At 43.8% G+C, this 18,745-nt stretch carries 14 protein-coding genes and 1 pseudogene; 6 read left to right on the forward strand and 9 right to left on the reverse strand.

The annotated features are described in order from the left end of the window. Window positions 1-70: 70 nt before the first annotated feature. Window positions 71-328 carry a hypothetical protein gene (locus AACR75_RS03100; protein WP_017045096.1) on the reverse strand — a complete coding sequence of 86 codons (258 nt, stop codon included), beginning with the start codon at window positions 326-328 and terminating at the stop codon, window positions 71-73. A gap of 346 nt (window positions 329-674) precedes the next feature. Here AACR75_RS03100 and emrD point away from each other — a divergent pair, with 346 nt between their 5' ends. Then, the gene (gene emrD, locus AACR75_RS03105) at window positions 675-1,880 is read left to right on the forward strand and encodes a multidrug efflux MFS transporter EmrD (RefSeq protein WP_013868437.1); all 1,206 of its coding nucleotides are present in this window, start codon (window positions 675-677) and stop codon (window positions 1,878-1,880) included. A 100-nt stretch (window positions 1,881-1,980) separates the two neighbouring features. Here emrD and AACR75_RS03110 read toward each other — a convergent pair whose 3' ends face one another. Further along, window positions 1,981-2,949: an ABC transporter substrate-binding protein gene (locus tag AACR75_RS03110; RefSeq protein WP_047688667.1), complete on the reverse strand. Its 969-nt coding sequence runs from the start codon at window positions 2,947-2,949 to the stop codon at window positions 1,981-1,983. A gap of 113 nt (window positions 2,950-3,062) precedes the next feature. On the opposite strand from AACR75_RS03110, the gene AACR75_RS03115 reads away from it, so the two are divergent. Continuing rightward, window positions 3,063-5,033, forward strand: a complete 1,971-nt coding sequence (locus tag AACR75_RS03115) for a sensor histidine kinase (RefSeq protein WP_212752700.1) — start codon at window positions 3,063-3,065, stop codon at window positions 5,031-5,033. Between the two features lie 22 nt (window positions 5,034-5,055). On the opposite strand, the gene AACR75_RS03120 is transcribed toward AACR75_RS03115, so the two are convergent. The 3 genes from AACR75_RS03120 to AACR75_RS03130 all read right to left on the reverse strand — a co-directional run bounded on the left by AACR75_RS03120 (window position 5,056) and on the right by AACR75_RS03130 (window position 8,507). Beyond that, complete coding sequence (locus AACR75_RS03120) at window positions 5,056-5,829, reverse strand: transporter substrate-binding domain-containing protein (protein ID WP_047688672.1); 774 nt, start codon at window positions 5,827-5,829, stop codon at window positions 5,056-5,058. 50 nt (window positions 5,830-5,879) lie between these two features. Then, window positions 5,880-7,427, reverse strand: a complete 1,548-nt coding sequence (locus AACR75_RS03125) for a DUF3369 domain-containing protein (protein ID WP_047688674.1) — start codon at window positions 7,425-7,427, stop codon at window positions 5,880-5,882. 237 nt (window positions 7,428-7,664) lie between these two features. After that, entirely contained in the window at window positions 7,665-8,507 is an 843-nt protein-coding gene (locus tag AACR75_RS03130; protein WP_026028903.1) for an AraC family transcriptional regulator, read from the reverse strand. A 94-nt stretch (window positions 8,508-8,601) separates the two neighbouring features. Here AACR75_RS03130 and AACR75_RS03135 point away from each other — a divergent pair, with 94 nt between their 5' ends. Further along, complete coding sequence (locus AACR75_RS03135; RefSeq protein ID WP_047688677.1) at window positions 8,602-9,996, forward strand: MATE family efflux transporter; 1,395 nt, start codon at window positions 8,602-8,604, stop codon at window positions 9,994-9,996. A gap of 76 nt (window positions 9,997-10,072) precedes the next feature. Here the strand turns inward: AACR75_RS03135 and AACR75_RS03140 are convergent. The 3 genes and pseudogenes from AACR75_RS03140 to phhA all read right to left on the reverse strand — a co-directional run bounded on the left by AACR75_RS03140 (window position 10,073) and on the right by phhA (window position 13,301). Beyond that, a pseudogene (locus tag AACR75_RS03140) lies at window positions 10,073-11,862 on the reverse strand (methyl-accepting chemotaxis protein). A 322-nt stretch (window positions 11,863-12,184) separates the two neighbouring features. Next, window positions 12,185-12,517, reverse strand: coding sequence for a 4a-hydroxytetrahydrobiopterin dehydratase (locus AACR75_RS03145; protein WP_047688679.1), 333 nt, complete (start codon window positions 12,515-12,517; stop codon window positions 12,185-12,187). Further along, a complete protein-coding gene (gene phhA / locus AACR75_RS03150) occupies window positions 12,510-13,301 on the reverse strand; it encodes a phenylalanine 4-monooxygenase (protein ID WP_047688682.1) in 792 nt (263 codons plus the stop codon). Before phhA ends, AACR75_RS03145 begins: the two co-directional genes overlap by 8 nt. A gap of 270 nt (window positions 13,302-13,571) precedes the next feature. On the opposite strand from phhA, the gene AACR75_RS03155 reads away from it, so the two are divergent. Then, a complete protein-coding gene (locus tag AACR75_RS03155; RefSeq protein WP_047688839.1) occupies window positions 13,572-15,545 on the forward strand; it encodes an acetoacetate--CoA ligase in 1,974 nt (657 codons plus the stop codon). Between the two features lie 151 nt (window positions 15,546-15,696). Further along, window positions 15,697-16,620, forward strand: a complete 924-nt coding sequence (locus AACR75_RS03160) for a LysR family transcriptional regulator (RefSeq protein ID WP_052190330.1) — start codon at window positions 15,697-15,699, stop codon at window positions 16,618-16,620. Window positions 16,621-16,929: 309 nt separating this feature from the next. On the opposite strand, the gene AACR75_RS03165 is transcribed toward AACR75_RS03160, so the two are convergent. Then, the gene (locus AACR75_RS03165; RefSeq protein WP_047688686.1) at window positions 16,930-17,511 is read right to left on the reverse strand and encodes a class I SAM-dependent DNA methyltransferase; all 582 of its coding nucleotides are present in this window, start codon (window positions 17,509-17,511) and stop codon (window positions 16,930-16,932) included. A 213-nt stretch (window positions 17,512-17,724) separates the two neighbouring features. Here AACR75_RS03165 and AACR75_RS03170 point away from each other — a divergent pair, with 213 nt between their 5' ends. Beyond that, window positions 17,725-18,603, forward strand: coding sequence for a LysR family transcriptional regulator (locus AACR75_RS03170; protein ID WP_010319645.1), 879 nt, complete (start codon window positions 17,725-17,727; stop codon window positions 18,601-18,603). Window positions 18,604-18,745 lie beyond the last annotated feature (142 nt).

The raw sequence follows: 18,745 nt of genomic DNA on the forward strand, positions 1-18,745 counted from the left end.
ACCTTATGATTTTCACAAATACTATCCCCAAACTACTTGGAATGTCTGGCGAGAAAAGACATGGATTGGTTTACACAAGCCAAGAGACGAAAAAAGACAGCAGCAGGCAGCCCACATAAGCCATTTTAATCACCTTGATATGTCGATAGTGGATAAGACAAGGTGACAAGATAAACAACGGGATCAGGACAAAAATGGGGTTCATACTGAATAGCCAGCTTAACAATACAACAGAAAGTGCATAGTAGAAGAGCCATGAATTTGGAACCGACAACTTTTTGCCAAGTCCCACTATAAATAATAATGCAGCAAGTAAAGGTAACATCATTAATTACACCTTTTATGATATTAATTCTCATTTGCATTAAATATTAGTCACTGTTCAGCACAAAAGCAATAGAAAAACTAGGTACATTATCAGACACCAAGAGCCATACTCAACACAGGCATTGGAACCGTCTTTCATTTCTCTTTAACCACCCGAATAATGATTAGTTTTTCTAATTCAAATCATAGATTTTTATCTTGCTCAACTTCACACTTTTAGATTGATAAAAGCGCCTAGCCTCACTAATATCTCGCGCCGAAAGAGCGATACTTTTAACGCTGGCCATTAGTTTCATTATTCATATTAATTATATTTCGTAGTTGCACTATTGTGCAGGAGATAGACCATGTCCGCATCGTTTCCGTTAGTGAAACTCACATTTTTAATTGCGATTTTGACCGCTGTCGGCCAAATGACACAAACGATGTACGTCCCGTCCATTGGCCATATGGCGGGAGAATTTTTAGTTTCTCCTGCATCACTGCAGGCGGTCATGGCATGTTATTTAATCCCTTATGGACTATCACAATTTGTCTATGGTCCATTGTCAGACCGTCTAGGACGCAAACCGATTATTATCGCTGGGTTGCTGATTTATATTGCAGGATCACTACTCGCATTATTTGCTCACCAATACGATTGGTTTTTGGTTGGTAGTTTTATTCAAGGGCTTGGCATTGGGTGTGGTGGCGCAATGTCTCGAACCCTTACCCGAGACTGTTTTTCAGGAGCAGAATTGCATAAGGCCAATAGCCTTATCAGCATGTGCGTTATTTTTTCGCCACTCATTGCTCCTGTTCTTGGTGGGTACTTAACAGAAAGTTTTGGCTGGCGCTCTAGTTACTTATTTTTATCCCTATTCGCGATTGCCGTGGTGATCACTATGATGACGAGTATGGTAGAAACATTGCCTAAAGCGGCTCGCAGACACGAATCGGTTGCAAACAGCTATCGCTATGTGCTGAGTGACAAACGTTTCCAAGGGTATTTAATTTGTCTCGTGGCGACTTTCTCTGGCGTCGCGGTGTTTGAAGCCGCTGCAGGTGTATTACTTGGTGGCGTTTTGCAACTGCCTGCCACCACCGTCAGCTTATTGTTTGTCTTACCGATCCCTGGTTATTTAGTTGGTGCGGCGCTATCGAGTGTTATTGCGTTGAACTTCAACGAAAAAAGCGCCTTGTATGTGGGCTTGGTAGCGATAGCATTAGGTTCATTGGTGGTGTTTGTTCCTGGAGTGTTGGGGCAAACCAGCGCATTGACCCTAATTGGTGGTGCCACTGTCTATTTTCTCGGTGCAGGCATTCTCTTTCCCGCAGCGACCACTGGAGCGTTAACACCACTGCCTTACCATGCAGGAACAGGAGGTGCTGTGTTAGGCGGTATGCAAAACCTTGGGGCTGGTTTAGCCACCCTTTTAGCGTCGGCTATTCCAGCTCATGACCAGATGCCACTTGGCGCATTGATGCTGTTGATGTCTGTGTTCGCTGTGGTTGGTTTGATTCGTGTTTACAGTAAACATGATCCATCAAATGAAATGCCATTGGCTGTTTAATAAACTGTAATGAAGAAAAAGCAGACAGGTCACCGCCTCTCTGCTTTTTTTATTTTAGACGTAATGCTGAATTCGACAATTCAATACAGTCCCATCAAAGTCAGTCAATCTTCATCCATCCTTCCGGTGCGCTTAACCCCCAACGAGACATTTCTCCCTGATGGTAAATAGCACGCCCTTGCTGGCCGATTTGGATAGGAATGCGGCTTGCATCTTCATTATTATTTAAAATGCGTAACACCGTTTTGCCCGCCATTTCGCCTTGATCACGACCCGCTAACACAACACCCCCAGCCGCTTTGCCCGCACCGATCGAAAAATCCCAAAAACCAAATAAAGGAACCTCTGTATGTTGGTTTGTCCACGTTAATACAGTATCCGCTGGCACATTATTTTCGCTCTCATCGACCAAGGTTTGGTAAAGCCCCACGACTATGGCGCCAAATCCTTGCTCTTTAGCTGTGCTTATTCTTGTCTGCCATTCTTTCTCTATCGCCACTGAAGCTATCTCTGTCGCAATGCCTAAATTCTTTTCAATCATACTCGCTTGGGTTTGCATAAATTCCAACGCAATACTCGCCGTACTACCCGAATCAAATAACACCAATACTTTACGCTTATCTTTATCGAGCATCCGGCCAATTTCTCCCATGGTTTTCACATAGAGGGGGCGCTCTAAAATACCGGTCACTTTGGCTTGCCCTTGGTATTGAGCCATGAATTTTCGTGGGTTTGAATTAATCCCCAGAAACACGATTGAGATTGGCTCGTTGTAGAGTTTCGGCAGCATATAAACCAACGCATTGTCGTCACCTAAAACCACCACCTGTGGTTTCAGTTGCTGATATTGGCTAAAGGCTTGTTCGGCGATTTGTGAATAACGGCTCGCTGGTACCCGTTTGGTGTCCATCTCAAAGATATGCAGTTCATGCGCAGGCGTTAACGACTGCTTAAGGGCGGATACATAGCTAGCGTCCCATTCATAACCTTGCTCGTAGCTCTCTATTAAGAGTACTTTTCCCGCCATCACGGGCGCACTTATCACACACAATATCCATATCCAACGCATGAACTCCCTCCAATGTTTTGGCTATTTTTTTATAGTGTAGTCAATAAGATGTTATCCACACTTCCCATGTGACATCTATACTCAAATTATCACTCAAAAAAATGAGAAGCAGGATGAACAAAAGCCGAACATTTAATGAAAGCATTGATAACCCACTATCGAGTCGTATTGGTCGCAGGATCATTTTTTTCCTTGTCATTTTAAGTGGTGCTGTCACCCTGATGACAACGTTAGCACAAACATATTTCGACTATGACAGAGAGTTCGATGATGTGGCTCAGCGTCATCACGAAATAGAATTCGTTCATGCCGAACTGCTTGCCGCTTCTTTATGGAATTATGATCTCGTGACGCTTCAACAGCGCTTAGATGGCTTAGTGAACTTACCTAAAATTGATTATTTGGAAATCACGTCTGGCGGTTATCAATTCAGTGCCGGAGAAAAAGTGATGGAGCAATTAGTCGCACACCGTTATCCCATGCTTTATATCAACCCAAAAACGGAAGCCAAAGAGCAGATTGGTGAGATCTACGTTGAGTCTAATGCTCAAGAAATCTACAACTACTTAATCAAGCAGTTTCTACTGATATTGGTCGTGAACGCGATTAAGACTGCCTTTATTTGTTACGCTATTTTGATGATTTTCCATGAGAGTGTAAACCGACGTGTCTTCGCTATTGCTCAATACTTACGCAAATACAACCCTCGCCATCCCCCAAAACCACTAAGACTTCCTCATAAGAAATGGATTATGGGGCATAACGATGAACTCACTTGGCTGGCCGATGAGACCAATAAAATTACCGGAAATGTAACTACGTTGTACAGTAATATAAAACTTGAACAAGAACGATTAGCCGATTTTACGGACGTCTCATCCGACTGGTTATGGGAGACGGATAGTACTGACAGGTTGATTTACACTTCCGAACCCATGCGTCAAGCTTTAGAGATCAGTGAAAATAGCAAGCCACTACTTTCAGAGATTGACTCACTGCGAGATATGAAAAAATTACTCCAATCCATTACTAAACACTGCTCGTTTTCAATGTGTGAAGAGACAATTATCATCAATGATTGTAAGCACTATTTGATGTTTCAAGCAGTAGCACGATATGAGAAGGATATGTTTCTCGGGTTACGGGGCACAGCCATTAATATTACCGAGCTAAAACTGGCGCAGCTTGAACTACAAAAACTCAACCAAAACTTAGAGCGTCAAGTCGCCAAGCGAACCTGCGATCTGGAAAACAGTATTGAGCAACTAAAAGCCACGCAAACACAGTTGATTGAATCTGAGAAATTAGCGGCTTTAGGTGGTTTAGTTGCAGGGGTGGCGCATGAAGTCAACACGCCATTAGGTATCGCGGTGACCGCAAGTTCGGTAATCATTGAGGTAACACAAGAGCTAAATAGCGCCTTCGCCAACCAAACGCTCACAAGTCAGCAGTTTTCTGAATTGATGCAGAGAATGAATGAAACCAATACGATGCTTGAAAGCAACTTAAATCGTGCTGCCAAACTGATCCGAGACTTTAAACAAACAGCGGTCGATCAGGTATCTGAGAGTCGTAGTCAATTCTCAATCCACCAAGTATTAAGCGCGCTTATCGCTAGTCTTCATCCCGAGACCAGGAAAATCCCTGTTATACCCGTACTAGAGGGCGATGAAGGACTAACCATGAACAGCTTACCTGGAGTATTGACTCAAATAGTCTCTAATCTAGTGATGAATAGCGTCAACCACGCTTTTAGTGATGAGCAAAACCCCATCATAACCATTGCGTTCAAACAGGAAGGAGAAAATATCCTCTTAGAATATAAAGATAATGGCTGTGGCGTCGAACCAAAACTGCACCATAAAATCTTTGAACCCTTTTTTACCAGCAAAAGAGGCCGTGGCGGATCAGGGCTTGGCTTGAATCTTGTCTTTAATCTAGCGACTCAAAAATTACAAGGAAAACTAGATTTTAGTTCTAATGTTGGCCAAGGTGTTCATTACGTTTTTACTCTCCCTAAGGCCCTTGAACTTGTTAATGATGATGCTGCAATAAATGATGCAGTAATAATAAACAGAAAGTAATAATAGATAGAAAGTAAGAGGGTCAAGGTTGCCAATCATCGTAAGGACGGTGAATAGCATCATAGAGTATTTTCAACTCTCCACTTTCCTCTAGTTGAGAGAGTATTCGCGTTAAGTATTGATCAACCTCATCGCCTTTAGAGCCGTGAGCAATGACAAATACATCCTTGAAATCGGCAAAGTGTTGGCGTGAAACATTCTCTAAACCTAAACTTTTCAGCGCAATATCCGCTTCTTCTTGTGCCCAGACAAATCCATCAATACGTCCAGCGGCTACTTTAAGTAGTGAAGCATTGATGCTATTTGAGCGCGCAACTTCAAAAGGTATATAGCTAGGAACGGCCTCAACGTAGTATTTATCAGGCTGGCTCCAAAGCTGTTCTGACGTGATTCGATTGGCTTTATTTGTATAAAGAACATGTGCCACTAAACCGAACGACTTCGTACTAAAACGAAATGGTAACTTTCCTTCAGGATCATCAACATAAATCGCGGGTAAGGCAAAGTCAGCTTGCTTATTAACGACCCCATGTACAGCTCGATGCAAAGGGAAAACTTCAATATGGATCTCTGTATCAAGGTCGACCTTATCCATGTACCTCACTAATTCGACAAATGGCCCCGAACCATCCGCATTAATCAGTCCAGGGAGTTCACCAAGGTGTGCGACCATTTGTTTAGGTTCATTAAGTTTGGGATTTGAAGGATCAATTTGTGCTTGTACAAAAGGAATCTGAACGATGGCTAAGCTAGACGTACACAAGCCAACAATCGTCTTTAATTGGTTGCTTTTCACTCTATCCTACTCCCTGAAAACGGATTTATTTTTCGGTTCCAAAAAAGATTCTAGTCTGGAAACTGTTCACGAATAGTGATGAAATCATCCCAATGCGCCAGCATCAGATCGACCAACATCGGATCAAAATGTTTTCCTTTTTGCGCGACAATTTCTTGTTTGATTGTCTCTTCCGGCCAAGCATCTTTATAACTGCGTTTAGAACCAAGAGCATCAAACACATCAGCTAATGCTGTGATTCTGCCACTGATAGGAATGCCTTCACCGGCTAATTGGTTTGGGTAACCGCTTCCATCCCATTTTTCATGGTGAGAACCGGCAATCTCTTTCGCTTTGATAATTAAACTGCGTTTTGAACGACTTAAGATATCAACACCGTATTCAACGTGTTTTTGCATGATCGCCCATTCTTGAGCGTCCAATTTCCCTGGTTTATGAAGAATACTGTCAGGGATCGCCACTTTACCTACATCATGTAGGGGTGACGCATTTTTAATCATATAAATATCCTGCTCAGGTAAGGTCATTAATGTGGCTAATTTTTCACAGATCAGAGAAACCCGCTGTACGTGAGCCCCTGTTTCTTTGCTTCTGGCTTCGACGGCATTGGCTAAGTTATAAACAAGCTCCCTCGATGTTTCGCGTAAATCAAGCTGTAAATTTAAGTTTTCAAAAGTTAACCCTATGTTATACATATAGATTTCAAGCAAACGTTCGTCATTTTCAGATAAGCGCTCAAGCAAATTAATATAGAGTAAATTTTCTACACCACGACTGTCTGTCATATAAAGTACAGAGGCATCATCGTAGCTATGAGACATTTTGCTTTGCAGTGCAAGCTGGCAGCGCTTAGCCACTTCCGAAGGTAAGCGCGAAAAATCACAGTCAGAATAAAAATCGACAAATCCTCCAATAGCCGCCAACGTTAAAGCACACGAACCTTCGCCTTCAGATTTAGGCTGAACGATACAATAAAATGCCGATGCATGGAGTTTAAGTAAAGAAGTGAGCTGGCTCAGTACCGATTCAGCATAGGTTTGTAAGGTTGTGGTATTTTGTACCTTCGCTGAGGCTTCAATCACGCGTTTAAGCCCCTCTTTTTGCTCTTCTATCAAACAGAGATCCCGATAAGATCGCAACATCGAATAGAGCAGGGTTCTGAGTTTTTGTGTGGTAAGTTCTGTTTTCTCTTTATAGTCATCGATTTCATACTCTTGGATGACCGTATCTTCAGGGGCTTGTCCTGCTTGACCCGTGCGCAGCACTAAACGAATAATTTTATTCCTACACTCTTCACGAATATATTTTACCAATTCCAAGCCTGCATTTTCGGTCTCCATGACAACATCGACTAATGCCAACGCAATATCTTGCTTTGTTCTGATGAGCTCTTTGGCTTCAATGCCAGACATGGCGGACAAGAGCTCTAGCGGTCGTCCTTGAAATGAAAAACCTCTTAGTGCTAAACGAGTGATCTGGTGCATCTGCTCATCATCATCCACCAGCAGTACTCGCCATGGCTTATTTTCAACACTAAGTTCATGACTATCCTCACTCTTTGGTTGAGCCTCTTGTCGAAAATCCGCAAACAGATCCATCGCTTATCTCTCTATATTGACAATATTCCTACTCTTATAGGTTTAGCACATAACCGTTTTGTTGGTGGTTAGAATCTAATTAATGTGATGAATAAATTGATTTTTACAAACCATATCCTCAATGATATTGATATTTCAATCACCTTCATAAGCCGTGCTCGAGGTGCAATAATTTCATCGTGTTTAGTAGATAAGAAAGTTTATGAATGAAGAGTGCCATTTACCAATGCCGTGGAATTAATCATTTCGTTTTTTACGAAATTCTCGTGGTGTGCAATGGCTCCATACCTTAAAACGAGTACTAAAGTTTGCTGGGTTAGGATAGCCGACAATGTCACCGACATGTTGGATTGGCCAGTCGGTAGAAACAAGCAAACGAGCGGCGTACTCCATACGCATTCGCGTTAAGTGGGCTTTAGGACTGTGGCCAAAGTGCTGCTGACATAAACGATGTAAATGAGCTTGCGAGCAAGGAAATAATGCGGCGAGATTTTCTATTGTCCAATCTTTATGCAGCTGGCTCTGGACACGCTGAAAGACGCGATTTAAACGCAACAAAGTACGCGAGAGCGGCAGTTCAATCGGTGCTCGGAGCATGATTTCTATCTGTTCAACAATGCGTTGCCCGACCTGCTCACCAAGCTCAGCAGGCAATGTTAAGGTTCGCAGCAGCGCTTGAATACTCGCATACATGACCGCAGCGATAGGCGTTAATGTGTAATGTATTTCTTCTTTTACTGTGTTTTTCCAATGACGCTGTGGTGCAAGAAAGATCCACACCACTTGCCACTCTTCTTCTTCAATTCCAAAACCATTTTCGACACCCGCTGGTACCACAATTAATGAGCTCGGTTCCAGTAAGTAACGGTCAATTCCACTCGTTAGCCAACCTTTGCCCTTCACTGTGTACAACAGCATATGCACGCTCTGATTTTTCCGATAAACAGAAAACATTTCGCGGCAGGTTGCAATTCCGCATTGCACAATGCCGCTTTGCTCCAATGCTAAAACGCGACTTTGGTCAATAAATTCTTGATGTGTTTTATCTGAGATGGAATATCGTTCTTGCTTGTCTGACATATGAGAGTTTGGCAAAAGTTATAGAGGTATTGAGAGAATACAAAAATTACGATTCGATTTACACTTGCCGCATATCAAAATGAGGTAATGCACCATGTTAATGACTCCCTTTCATCAGCTAGACCGTCAATTTTGGCGCAAATTGATCGATATTGGTGTACCAGTATCCCTCCAGTCAATGCTGTTTTCACTGTTAGGTGTAGTGGATATTTTTATGGTCAGCCAATTAGGTGAATCCGCTACGGCGGCCGTTGGTGTTGGCAACCGAATATTTTTCTTTAATCTCATCGTTATTGTTGGCGCTAGCGGTGCAGTAAGCGTGTTAGCTTCGCAATATTTTGGTGCAGGTAACATCGAGGGTATAAAACGGACATTGGCTCAGTCTTGGATAGTGGCTCTGCTGTTTACGCTCCCCTTTATGCTGCTCTATTTGTGGATACCTCAGTCTGTTGTTTCTTTAGTGGCCAATGATGCTCAATACGTCACACTAGCCACGGATTATTTATGGATCACAGCACTTAGCTTATTTTGTACCGCATTAGTAGTGCCACTAGAGAGCGCTCTACGTTCTGTCGGCGTGGCAAAGTTGCCAACTCAAGTAAGCATTCTGGCCATCATTATTAACGCTGTCTTAAACGCTTTACTCATTTTTGGCCTGTTCGGCTTTCCAGAATTAGGGGTTGTGGGTGCAGCGATTGGCACAAGCATCTCACGCGGCTGTCAAACCATGCTGCTTTTTTGGCAAGTAAAGCGGCATTACGCTCATCTATTGCCCAATCGCGAAAACTGGCAGCAAGCAAAAATGAAACACCATAGACAGCGCTATTTTAAAGTTGCAAGGCCAATGATTATTCACGATTCAGCATGGGCGGCTGGCATTTTGATTTACAACGTTATTGTCGGCCAGTTGGGCGTTTCTGAACTTGCGATTATCTCACTGCTTTCCCCCATTGAAAGTGTACTCATTTCCGCCTTTCTTGGATTTGCCGTGGCCGCCTCTATCTTGCTTGGACATGAAATTGGTGCACAGCGTTACGAACGTGCCGCGCAGACTTCTTGGTGGTATGTACTTACTAGCTGCGGGCTGGCGTTGCTGCTGGCATTGTTCTGCTTTTTGGCTGAACCTTGGATTTACGCTTTGATCGAAAAAAGTCCACTGCATGATATACAAATGGCCGTGAATGTTTGCTTAGTAATGGCGTTTGGGATGGTACTACGGGTATTTAATATGGTCGGTATCGGTGGCGTGTTAAAAAGTGGCGGCGATATTAACTACAGTATCTTCATTGACTTATTTGGCCAATGGGCGATTGGCATTCCGTTGGCTTATTACACAGGGTTGGTTCTTGGCTGGCCTTTGCATTGGGTTATGATGGTTATTATGCTTGAAGAGGCCGTCAAAATTATCCTTACAACACAACGGATCCATTCCAAACGTTGGATCAAGAACTTGGTCAACGAGACAGAGCCTTCAACGCTCCAAGCATAGTTAAACTGAGTATAACTCTATGCTTGGAGCGAACGTAACCAACACAGTTGCTGATTAAGTAGGAAATGTCTTAGCGTTACGCCTTATATTTGAACTGAGCAATCTCACTATTTAGTGTCTCTGCTTGCCCAGAAAGGTCGGTAAGCACCCCATCAACATCATTCACCTGCCCAGAAACCGACAGTGAAGCATCGGCAATCGAAGTAATACTGCTGCTGATTTCATCCGTTACTGATTTTTGCTCTTCTGTCGCGGCAGCAATTTGCACATTCATGTCATTCAGTTCGGTTAACATTGACATGATTTGAGCAAGCATATCCGTATTCAAATGGCAGGTTTCAACCCCTTTCACCACGGTTTTATTGGCCTTTTCAATTCCCTGCGACACACTGTTTATTTCATGTTGTAGCGAATCGATTTTTTTACGGATCTCTTCAGTAGAAGTCTGCGTGCGCCCTGCTAATGATCGCACTTCATCGGCAACGACCGCAAAACCACGCCCCTGCTCACCAGCACGTGCTGCTTCAATCGCCGCATTAAGGGCCAGTAAGTTGGTCTGCTCGGCGATACCTTGGATAACATCAAGCACTTCAGCAATAGAATTACTTTCACTATGGAGCCGCTCAATAGCTTCCACCGCCATCCTCATCTCATCGCTCAACAAACTGATTTCATTTCCCAACGCTTCCCCGACGTCGACACTTTGTGACCCTGTATCATTAGCTGATTTCACATAATCGGCAGCTCGGCTAGCAAACTGCGCTACCTCGCCAATTGAAGCACTCATTTGATTTACCGCCGCCGCGACCGATTCTGTTCTCATACTCTGCTCGGCAACGGCGCCTCGCGTACTCTCCATATTGGAAGACATACGATGAGTGCTGCCGTTGAGTGACTCCGTCGCCCGCGCAAACTGCTCAATGGTTTTCTGTAAGCTGCTAAATAGCTGGTTAAAGGCGACCGCAACTTCCGCCATTTCATCCTTACCCTTTTCACTTAAACGCGAGGTTAAATCATTCTCCTGATTAATCCGATGTAGCTCTAACGACGCACTGCGGATAGGTTTGGATATACCACTTCCTACGATGTAAGAAATAAAGAGTGAAAGCACCACAAGAACAGCAATACTAATAAACACCGTCTGCAATACTGAACGCTCTAAAGTCGAGACATCTCGTAACGCCTCAGATTGATCGATTTCAGTTAATATGGCCCATTTTTGTCCCAAAACATCCAGAGGTGCGTAGGCCGAAAGTACTTCAACATTGCGATAGTCTTTGATGGTTTCTAGGCCTTGTCCACCCGCCAATGCCTGTCGTACCGCGTCGGTCTTGATGCGTGATAACGCCGGTGAGCTTCATCATAGCTGCTGCCCAATGAATCAAAATCCAAGTGATGTTTGGATCCAAGCTCGTTAGGGTTTACGCCGATGTAGCGAGCCTGCAGTGCTTTTCCCTGCTCTGAAAGCTGTGCAAACGCACCAAGTTCATTTGGCTGACTGCCACTGTTTTCCTGACGGTAAGTACGACCAAACTGATCACGATAATACCGTCCTAGCGCATCCATATCTTGGGGCGTTATACGGTGGGCAGGATAACGAGAGAACGAACGAGTAAAAGAATCCATTGCTTCTTGAGTCGATACCTCGGAAGACAAGGTCTCAATTTGCAGACGGATCTGTTTGAAATAGTTAGTTATTTCACTCTTTTTGATTTCGCGTACGGAGGTAAGTTGATTTGCGGCTCGGTCATAAAGTGCTTGGCTTGAGAGCTCTGATGCTCGCCACCCAACAAAACCACCGCTGATTACCACGCCAACTGAACACAAGATAGTACATGCCGCAATGATTTTCGTTGATATTTTCATAGTCAAACCCTACGCATAGAAATGAACAACTTTTTGTAAAGCCATCGTCGCCCCCAGCCACTGGGTTTATATGAAATTTGTATTATGAGCTTTTCAAAGTGTAGGTCACGGTTTGGCTTTTGCGTAGAAAAACGACCGGATACATCCAAACAACTTGTTGAAGTTACAGGTAGGCGGTAAGTGAGCTCATCCCCATGAGCACAAGTAAACTCTATGCTGGGGTGAGCAAACGTAGCCAGCACTGCTGCAACTTCAAGTGCACAACGACGGGAAAATAACCATCAGGTCGAGATCTAAAACTAAAACATTGATAGTATTAGTTTTAATCGATTAATCCATCACATTTTGCGGCGCAGATAAAATCATTTTTGTGCAATCCTTTGATGGAATGGCTCCACCAAGTCACGGTCACTTTGCCCCACTCTAATAACAAACTGGGGTGGTGGAATTCCGCTTCAGCTAATTGAGCAACTTGGTTAGAAAATGCCCACGCCAACTTGAAGTTTTTGAACACATACACTTTTTCCAACTGGGGGATGCCACCACGTACAACAATAGACCACCCTTCAAGTTCAGTGAGCAGTTGCTGCTGCTCGGGGATCGATAATGCTAGCGCATCAAGGCTACAAGCTTCACAACGTAATTCTTCAAGCATGGGTCTCTTCCTTGGGTTGAAATAAGGGGGCCAACAAGCCTGCCTGCATGGCACTTTCTACCTGCTGTACAAGATTTTCTTGGCTCAAATGGTACAGATCTCGTAGATCATCCAACACATAGTAAATGGGTTGCATGATATCAATACGATATGGCGTTCTCAGCACTTGTTGGATGTCAAATTTTTCACGTATGGTCGTTTGATTATCAAGGCTATACACGGTTTCAGCGGGGGAGGATAAAATACCTCCGCCATAAATTTTTACACCGTCACTTTCTTGCACTAAACCAAATTCGACCGTAAACCAATAGAGCCGCGCCAAATAAGCTCTCTGTTTTGGGCTCGCGTTAGCCCCAAGCTTGCCGTAAACCTGAGTAAATGATGCAAAATCAGGATGAGTAAGCATCGCGCAATGACCAAAAATCTCATGAAAAAAATCCGGTTCTTGCAAATAGTCAAACTCTTCACGGCTACGCAAAAACGTGGCAACTGGAAATTTTTTCTCTGCCAATAAGGCGAAAAATCGATCGAAATTAATTAAAGCGGGCACCGGCTCGACTTGCCATCCGGTTTCACGTTGCAAAATACGGTTGATATCGGGCAACTGAGGAACCTGATCTTTAGAGAGTTGCAGCATCGCTAACCCATCCAAATAGGCTTGGCATGCTCGCTGCTCAACGACTGTCTCTTGACGTGCGATCAGATCATACCAAATCCGATCCTCTTCGTTACTCCAGTCAATGAAACCTTTGCTATTTAATGGCTTAGAATGATACTGCGTCATACCACAACCTTTTAACAAACCGATTGCATTAAGCCTATCGCCTCGTGAAAAGTCTGCCAATCTTAGGCTCGACATCTGACGACGCTCACGCGTAACAAATATTTTACATTTATGGTTTTTTTACTTAGATATCAGGGATATGATTATGGCCAACCCGTTTGACTTTACGGCGTTCGCCGACAACACTAAACAGTGCCAACAGATCAGAAAATAAACGGATATATACCCACTTGTAGGGTTGTAGGGAACGCGATTATGTTTGAAGAAAATTTGACGCCGCACACACCGCTTTGGGTCCCTAGCCAAGACCGCATCAAAGCGTCCAATTTAAACCAGTTTATTGAGCACATTAATATGCAAGGTGAGGCGATAGAAAGCTACTCACAACTGCATCTCTGGTCCGTTGCCGAGAGAAAACAATTTTGGTTAGAAGTGTGGCAATTTTGCGATGTGATCGGCTTTCGTGGTAACTGCATTTACGGTGAGGGGATTGCGAGATGGGACGACTTCACCGCCGCCAGAGACACAATTTGGTTTCCCCAAGCACAATTGAACTACGCGGAAAATCTGCTCTCTTATGCGTTTCAACAACCGGAAGGCATTGCCGTTTGGTTTAAAAATGAAAATGGGCAAAACAAGAAGCTAACATGGCAGCAACTCAGTGATCAGGTTTCTATTATCCAGCAGTGGTTAAAACAAAATGGAGTTGAAAAAGGTGATGTTGTCGCCGGTTACTTACCCTATATGACCGAAACTTTAGTGGCTATGTTAGCGACTACTAGCTTAGGAGCCGTTTGGACATCAACCTCTCCTGATTTCGGTGTCGACAGCGTAGTAGAACGTTTCGGCCAAGTACAACCCAAAATTTTATTCTGCTGCAATGGGTATACGTTTAATGGCAAAACCCATCTCATGGAAGAAAAAAACGGTCAGATTGCCGATGCTATTTCGAGCCTACACAACATTTGTCAGATCGAATATTTACAGCAACGCTCACTCACGGCTGATTTTAACGACGCTTTTTCTGATTGGAATGCGATTCTCGCAAGTTACCTTCCACGTGGGCTACGCTATGAACGCATTGGCTTCAATGACCCACTGTTTATCTTGTACTCATCAGGTACGACAGGTAAACCCAAATGCATCGCCCATTCGGTTGGCGGTACGATTTTAAATCATCTCAAAGAGCATCAATTACACTGTGATATTCAACCGGGCGATCGTGTGTTTTATTACACCACTTGTGGGTGGATGATGTGGAACTGGCATGTTTCGGCGCTCGCTAGCGGTGCTACGTTAGTTATTTATGATGGTAGCCCAATGTATCCGCAACCGGGTGTATTGTGGGATTTGGCAGAAGAAGCCAACATCACTTTGTTCGGTACATCGGCCAAATATTTAGAGGCACTGCAAAAAACCGCGTATTCACCGAGCGATTACTACCATCTCTCCTCACTGAAAACATTATGTTCAACAGGTTCGGTTTTGTACCCAAAACAGTTTGATTATGTATACGCCAACATAAAAGCGGACTTACACCTCGCCTCTATCTCGGGTGGAACCGATATTTGTGGCTGCTTCGTGCTTGGCAACCCCATATCGCCGGTGTATCGAGGAGAATGCCAAGGCGCAGGCTTAGGACTTGATGTCGCCGTATTTAACGACCTTGGCCAACCCGTGATACAACAACGGGGAGAGTTAGTCTGCTGCAACAGTTTCCCTAATCAACCCATCGGGTTTTGGCATGACGATGGCCAACGTTATCACAATGCGTATTGGAGCAAGTTCTCTGGTGTATGGCACCACGGTGATGAAGTTGAGTGGACCGACAATGGGGGAATACGTTTTTATGGGCGCAGTGACACCACCTTAAATCCCGGAGGCGTGCGTATCGGCACGGCGGAAATTTATCAGCAAGTGAATAGCTTGCCTGAAATACAAGATTCGGTCGCAGTGGGTCAGAAAATCGATAATGATGAGCAGATCATCCTTTTTGTACAACTGGCTCCACATTGCGAACTCAACACCCTACTGGTGAACACCATCAAACAGCGCCTAAGAGAAAACTGCTCCCCTCGTCATGTTCCTGCGCAGATCCATTCCATCAGTGATGTCCCGCGCACCAAATCAGGAAAACTAGTAGAACTCGCGGTGAAGCAAGTACTGCATGGCGAGACAGTCAAAAACTTAGGTGCAATTGCCAATCCTCATGTATTAGAAGAAATCCACGCGCTGTTTACATAAACATTATTCTTGAAATAAAGGCGATGGAAGTTGATGTAGGCACAGCGGTAAATATTTCGGCAGCCTGTCAAATAACCCGCATCTTTTCGTGTAATTTGTCAGTATGTCAGTGATATGCTTTTGAAAAAGTTTGGAGGAACCGCCTTTATTTATGGATTATATTCACCTTTCAAGAATCAGTTTAAAACACCTAACAGCGCTACACGTCATGCTCAGTACCCGCAGCGTCACGCAAACAGCGGCCCAGCTCTGCATTAGCCCTTCAAGCATCAGTAAAAACTTGTCGCAATTGCGCATTCTCTTGGAAGATGAACTATTTTATCGTGACGGTACACATTTGATACCTACCCCTTTCGCGCTACAAATGGGCCCCACTGTCCATTCAATCCTCTCTAGCATGAATGGATTGCTGCATCACTCAAATTTCGAACCTCAACATTATCAGGGGAAATACCGCCTTGCGATGCGAGAAAGTGCCTTTGAGTTGTTTGCTCCTATTTTGACAAACGTAATAAAAAATCATGCACCGCAAGCTTCCTTTACTATCTACTCGAAAGATCACTATGGCTTCGACGCCCTGCAAAGCGGGCTGATTGATTTCGTCATTTTACCACACGATATCAGCCAGCCCCCAACGCGAGATAAAGAACTCGTGTGGGAAGTGATTGCTCACGATGAAATGGTCTGCTTAATGCGTAGTGATCATGCTTTAGCCAATGAAGTACTCACTATCGATCACTACCTTGCTCAATCGCATATCGGCATTATGGATAAAGAGCTGGCTGAACCTTTTTTTGAACAGAGTTTGGCTCAATCTCATCGAGCTCGTCATGTTCCGGTTGTTGTTGCTGACTTTGGTGCGGCCGCCATCTTATGCAAGCATACTGACTCTCTCTTTACTTGCTCCAAACGCTGGGCGGAACAAGCGATGCAAGCTAGGGAGTTGCTCATCAAACCGTTACCTTTCAATTATGGGAAAGTGGCTTACAGCTTAGTGTGGAACAAGCCCAGTATGAACGACCAAGCTTTGAAATGGTTGTGTGATCAACTCAAAAAACCACACAGATGTTTGTGAATCAACATTGAAAATTTAGCTCAATGCTCAAAATAAAGTAGCTCAATGCTTAAAATAAAGAAGGCCAGCACTATTTTGCGCTGGCCTTCTTTATTTATCTTCTGATGTGCTTTTATTTTTGCTTAACCCTAGCCATGAGTTATCAGTCAACAAACAGAATTATTCGTGATCAATGCCTTATAGTCTTCTAGGGAGTGACTATCATGACACTTATCAACAAGCTAGAGCTTACGCAAGTTGGTCATTATAGAACAGTGAAATAATGTAAATAAGCCATTCTCAATCTGGAAAACCATCGACTTTATGATGTTATTTCCTACCAATGCCCATCACTACTGGCGCTAGACCTTTTGAATTTTTAATCTCAAACGCAACTGCGGTTTCCACTTGGCTAAAACCTGCGCTTTTCAGTTGTGTCTCAATTTGGTTTTGGCTAAGACCATAGTCAGGATCATCTTCTTCAACCAACCAGTCCCAATGAATAAAAACGCCATGCTCATCTAATAGAGAATGAATGATGGTAAATACTTCATTAAGATTCGGCACAAACGCGCACACAGATGACGCCACAACAAGATCGAATTGTTTGCGAAAGGCCGGATGTTGCGCGACTAGACCACGGGTCAGAAAATCCACCACGGGTTCAACGTTGGCCAACTCTTTTTTATCCAACTCTTCAATCATGGCTTCAGAGCCATCGAGCGCGACAATATCTCTGGCATGGCGAGACATCATTTGGCTCAGCAAACCCGTACCACACCCGAAATCAAGAACATGTTTACCTTCGAGAGTGACCCGTTTCTGCAATTGCTGAAACACATTTTGAGCAAAAAGCGTTGTGGATTCGTCCTGCTCCCACTGAGCCGCACACTCATCCCATTCGTTCGCCATCATGGCCTCCGTGTTACTTCTTGTATTGGGGAAATTTTCCCAAGAATAAACCAAAACTGTGTTACGTTCATAGAGTTACAGCTCAATCTTGACTAAGAAATGATGAACTGGCTTTGATTGGCGAGAAAACCGTCAGTTGGTAGAAGAACATCAGATAGGCAGGGGTACTAAAATTGTTTATGATCAACCCATTATTGTGCCTTAGAGAACGTTATGAACCTTTCTCAAATTGAAGCATTTTTCTCTGTCGCGGACACTGGCTCAGTCTCCGAAGCGGCGCGACAATTAGAATGTAACCGAACCAAACTCAGTATGGCGATTAAAGCGTTGGAGAAAGAGCTCGATACCGCTCTTTTTGTGCGCACCGGCAACAACCTGACTTTATCTGAAGCGGGGAAAGCAATTTATAAAGATTGTGAAAGTGTTTTGGTGACCATTGCGCGAATAAAACACACCTGTACGCAAATATCACGGGGCTTCAACGCCGAGATGTGGATTGCCCGTGATGATTCTCTTCCTGATGCCTTGTGGCAAGATTTTGCACACCAGCTGAATAATCGTTTTCCCGCGACCTCGTTTAACCTTGTATTGGCTTCAAGCGGCGACTTAGCCAACTTGATTGCCACTCATCAAGTCGATTTTGCTTTTGGCGTCGATTATGAAAGAATCAACGACCCGCGGATCACTTATCAACCTTTGGGTAAAATCCGGATGATGTCGGTGTGCAAAAGTGACCACCCGCTAACTAAAATTTCGCGAGTCACCGACGAAGAACTGCGCAGAGCAATGCAAGCCGTGATGGTCTATTTAAACGAAAAAGATAACCCCGAATTACAACCTTTCTCTCGTCGCTACATTGGCTTCTCCAGTTTCGATTACATGCTCAATACTATCTTGACTGAGAATGCATGGGGCGTATTGCCAGAACCTTTAATTCGCCACTTCCTACGTGAACAAAAACTAACGGTGATTAAGCACACCTACGGTCTCACTCAAGAAGATTACTGCATGTTTACGGCCACGGGCATGGCCGAACACCCTGGCATGAACTGGTTAGCCGATAAGTTGCGTGACTATTTGTTTGATTTTTAATTTTCGTTGTTTAGTTTCCAAGATGCCCACATTTCAAACAATCTAAAGCGAAGACAGTCAGCGTCAATTATCCTGACAGGAAAATAAACTCATAACCAATTGTTTTAATTAAAAATAAACTTAATTCCCAATATTCAAGCCA

The organism is Vibrio sp. ZOR0018 (assembly GCF_963865925.1).
Classification (GTDB): domain Bacteria; phylum Pseudomonadota; class Gammaproteobacteria; order Enterobacterales; family Vibrionaceae; genus Vibrio; species Vibrio anguillarum.

What these genes read in the sequence shown, in the direction of transcription:
- AACR75_RS03100 (WP_017045096.1), bottom strand. Translation starts at nt 328, where the DNA reads ATGATGTTACCTTTACTTGCTGCATTATTATTTATAGTGGGACTTGGC.
- emrD (WP_013868437.1), top strand. Translation starts at nt 675, where the DNA reads ATGTCCGCATCGTTTCCGTTAGTGAAACTCACATTTTTAATTGCGATT.
- AACR75_RS03110 (WP_047688667.1), bottom strand. Translation starts at nt 2,949, where the DNA reads ATGCGTTGGATATGGATATTGTGTGTGATAAGTGCGCCCGTGATGGCG.
- AACR75_RS03115 (WP_212752700.1), top strand. Translation starts at nt 3,063, where the DNA reads ATGAACAAAAGCCGAACATTTAATGAAAGCATTGATAACCCACTATCG.
- AACR75_RS03125 (WP_047688674.1), bottom strand. Translation starts at nt 7,427, where the DNA reads ATGGATCTGTTTGCGGATTTTCGACAAGAGGCTCAACCAAAGAGTGAG.
- AACR75_RS03130 (WP_026028903.1), bottom strand. Translation starts at nt 8,507, where the DNA reads ATGTCAGACAAGCAAGAACGATATTCCATCTCAGATAAAACACATCAA.
- AACR75_RS03135 (WP_047688677.1), top strand. Translation starts at nt 8,602, where the DNA reads ATGTTAATGACTCCCTTTCATCAGCTAGACCGTCAATTTTGGCGCAAA.
- AACR75_RS03145 (WP_047688679.1), bottom strand. Translation starts at nt 12,517, where the DNA reads ATGCTTGAAGAATTACGTTGTGAAGCTTGTAGCCTTGATGCGCTAGCA.
- phhA (WP_047688682.1), bottom strand. Translation starts at nt 13,301, where the DNA reads ATGACGCAGTATCATTCTAAGCCATTAAATAGCAAAGGTTTCATTGAC.
- AACR75_RS03160 (WP_052190330.1), top strand. Translation starts at nt 15,697, where the DNA reads ATGGATTATATTCACCTTTCAAGAATCAGTTTAAAACACCTAACAGCG.
- AACR75_RS03165 (WP_047688686.1), bottom strand. Translation starts at nt 17,511, where the DNA reads ATGGCGAACGAATGGGATGAGTGTGCGGCTCAGTGGGAGCAGGACGAA.
- AACR75_RS03170 (WP_010319645.1), top strand. Translation starts at nt 17,725, where the DNA reads ATGAACCTTTCTCAAATTGAAGCATTTTTCTCTGTCGCGGACACTGGC.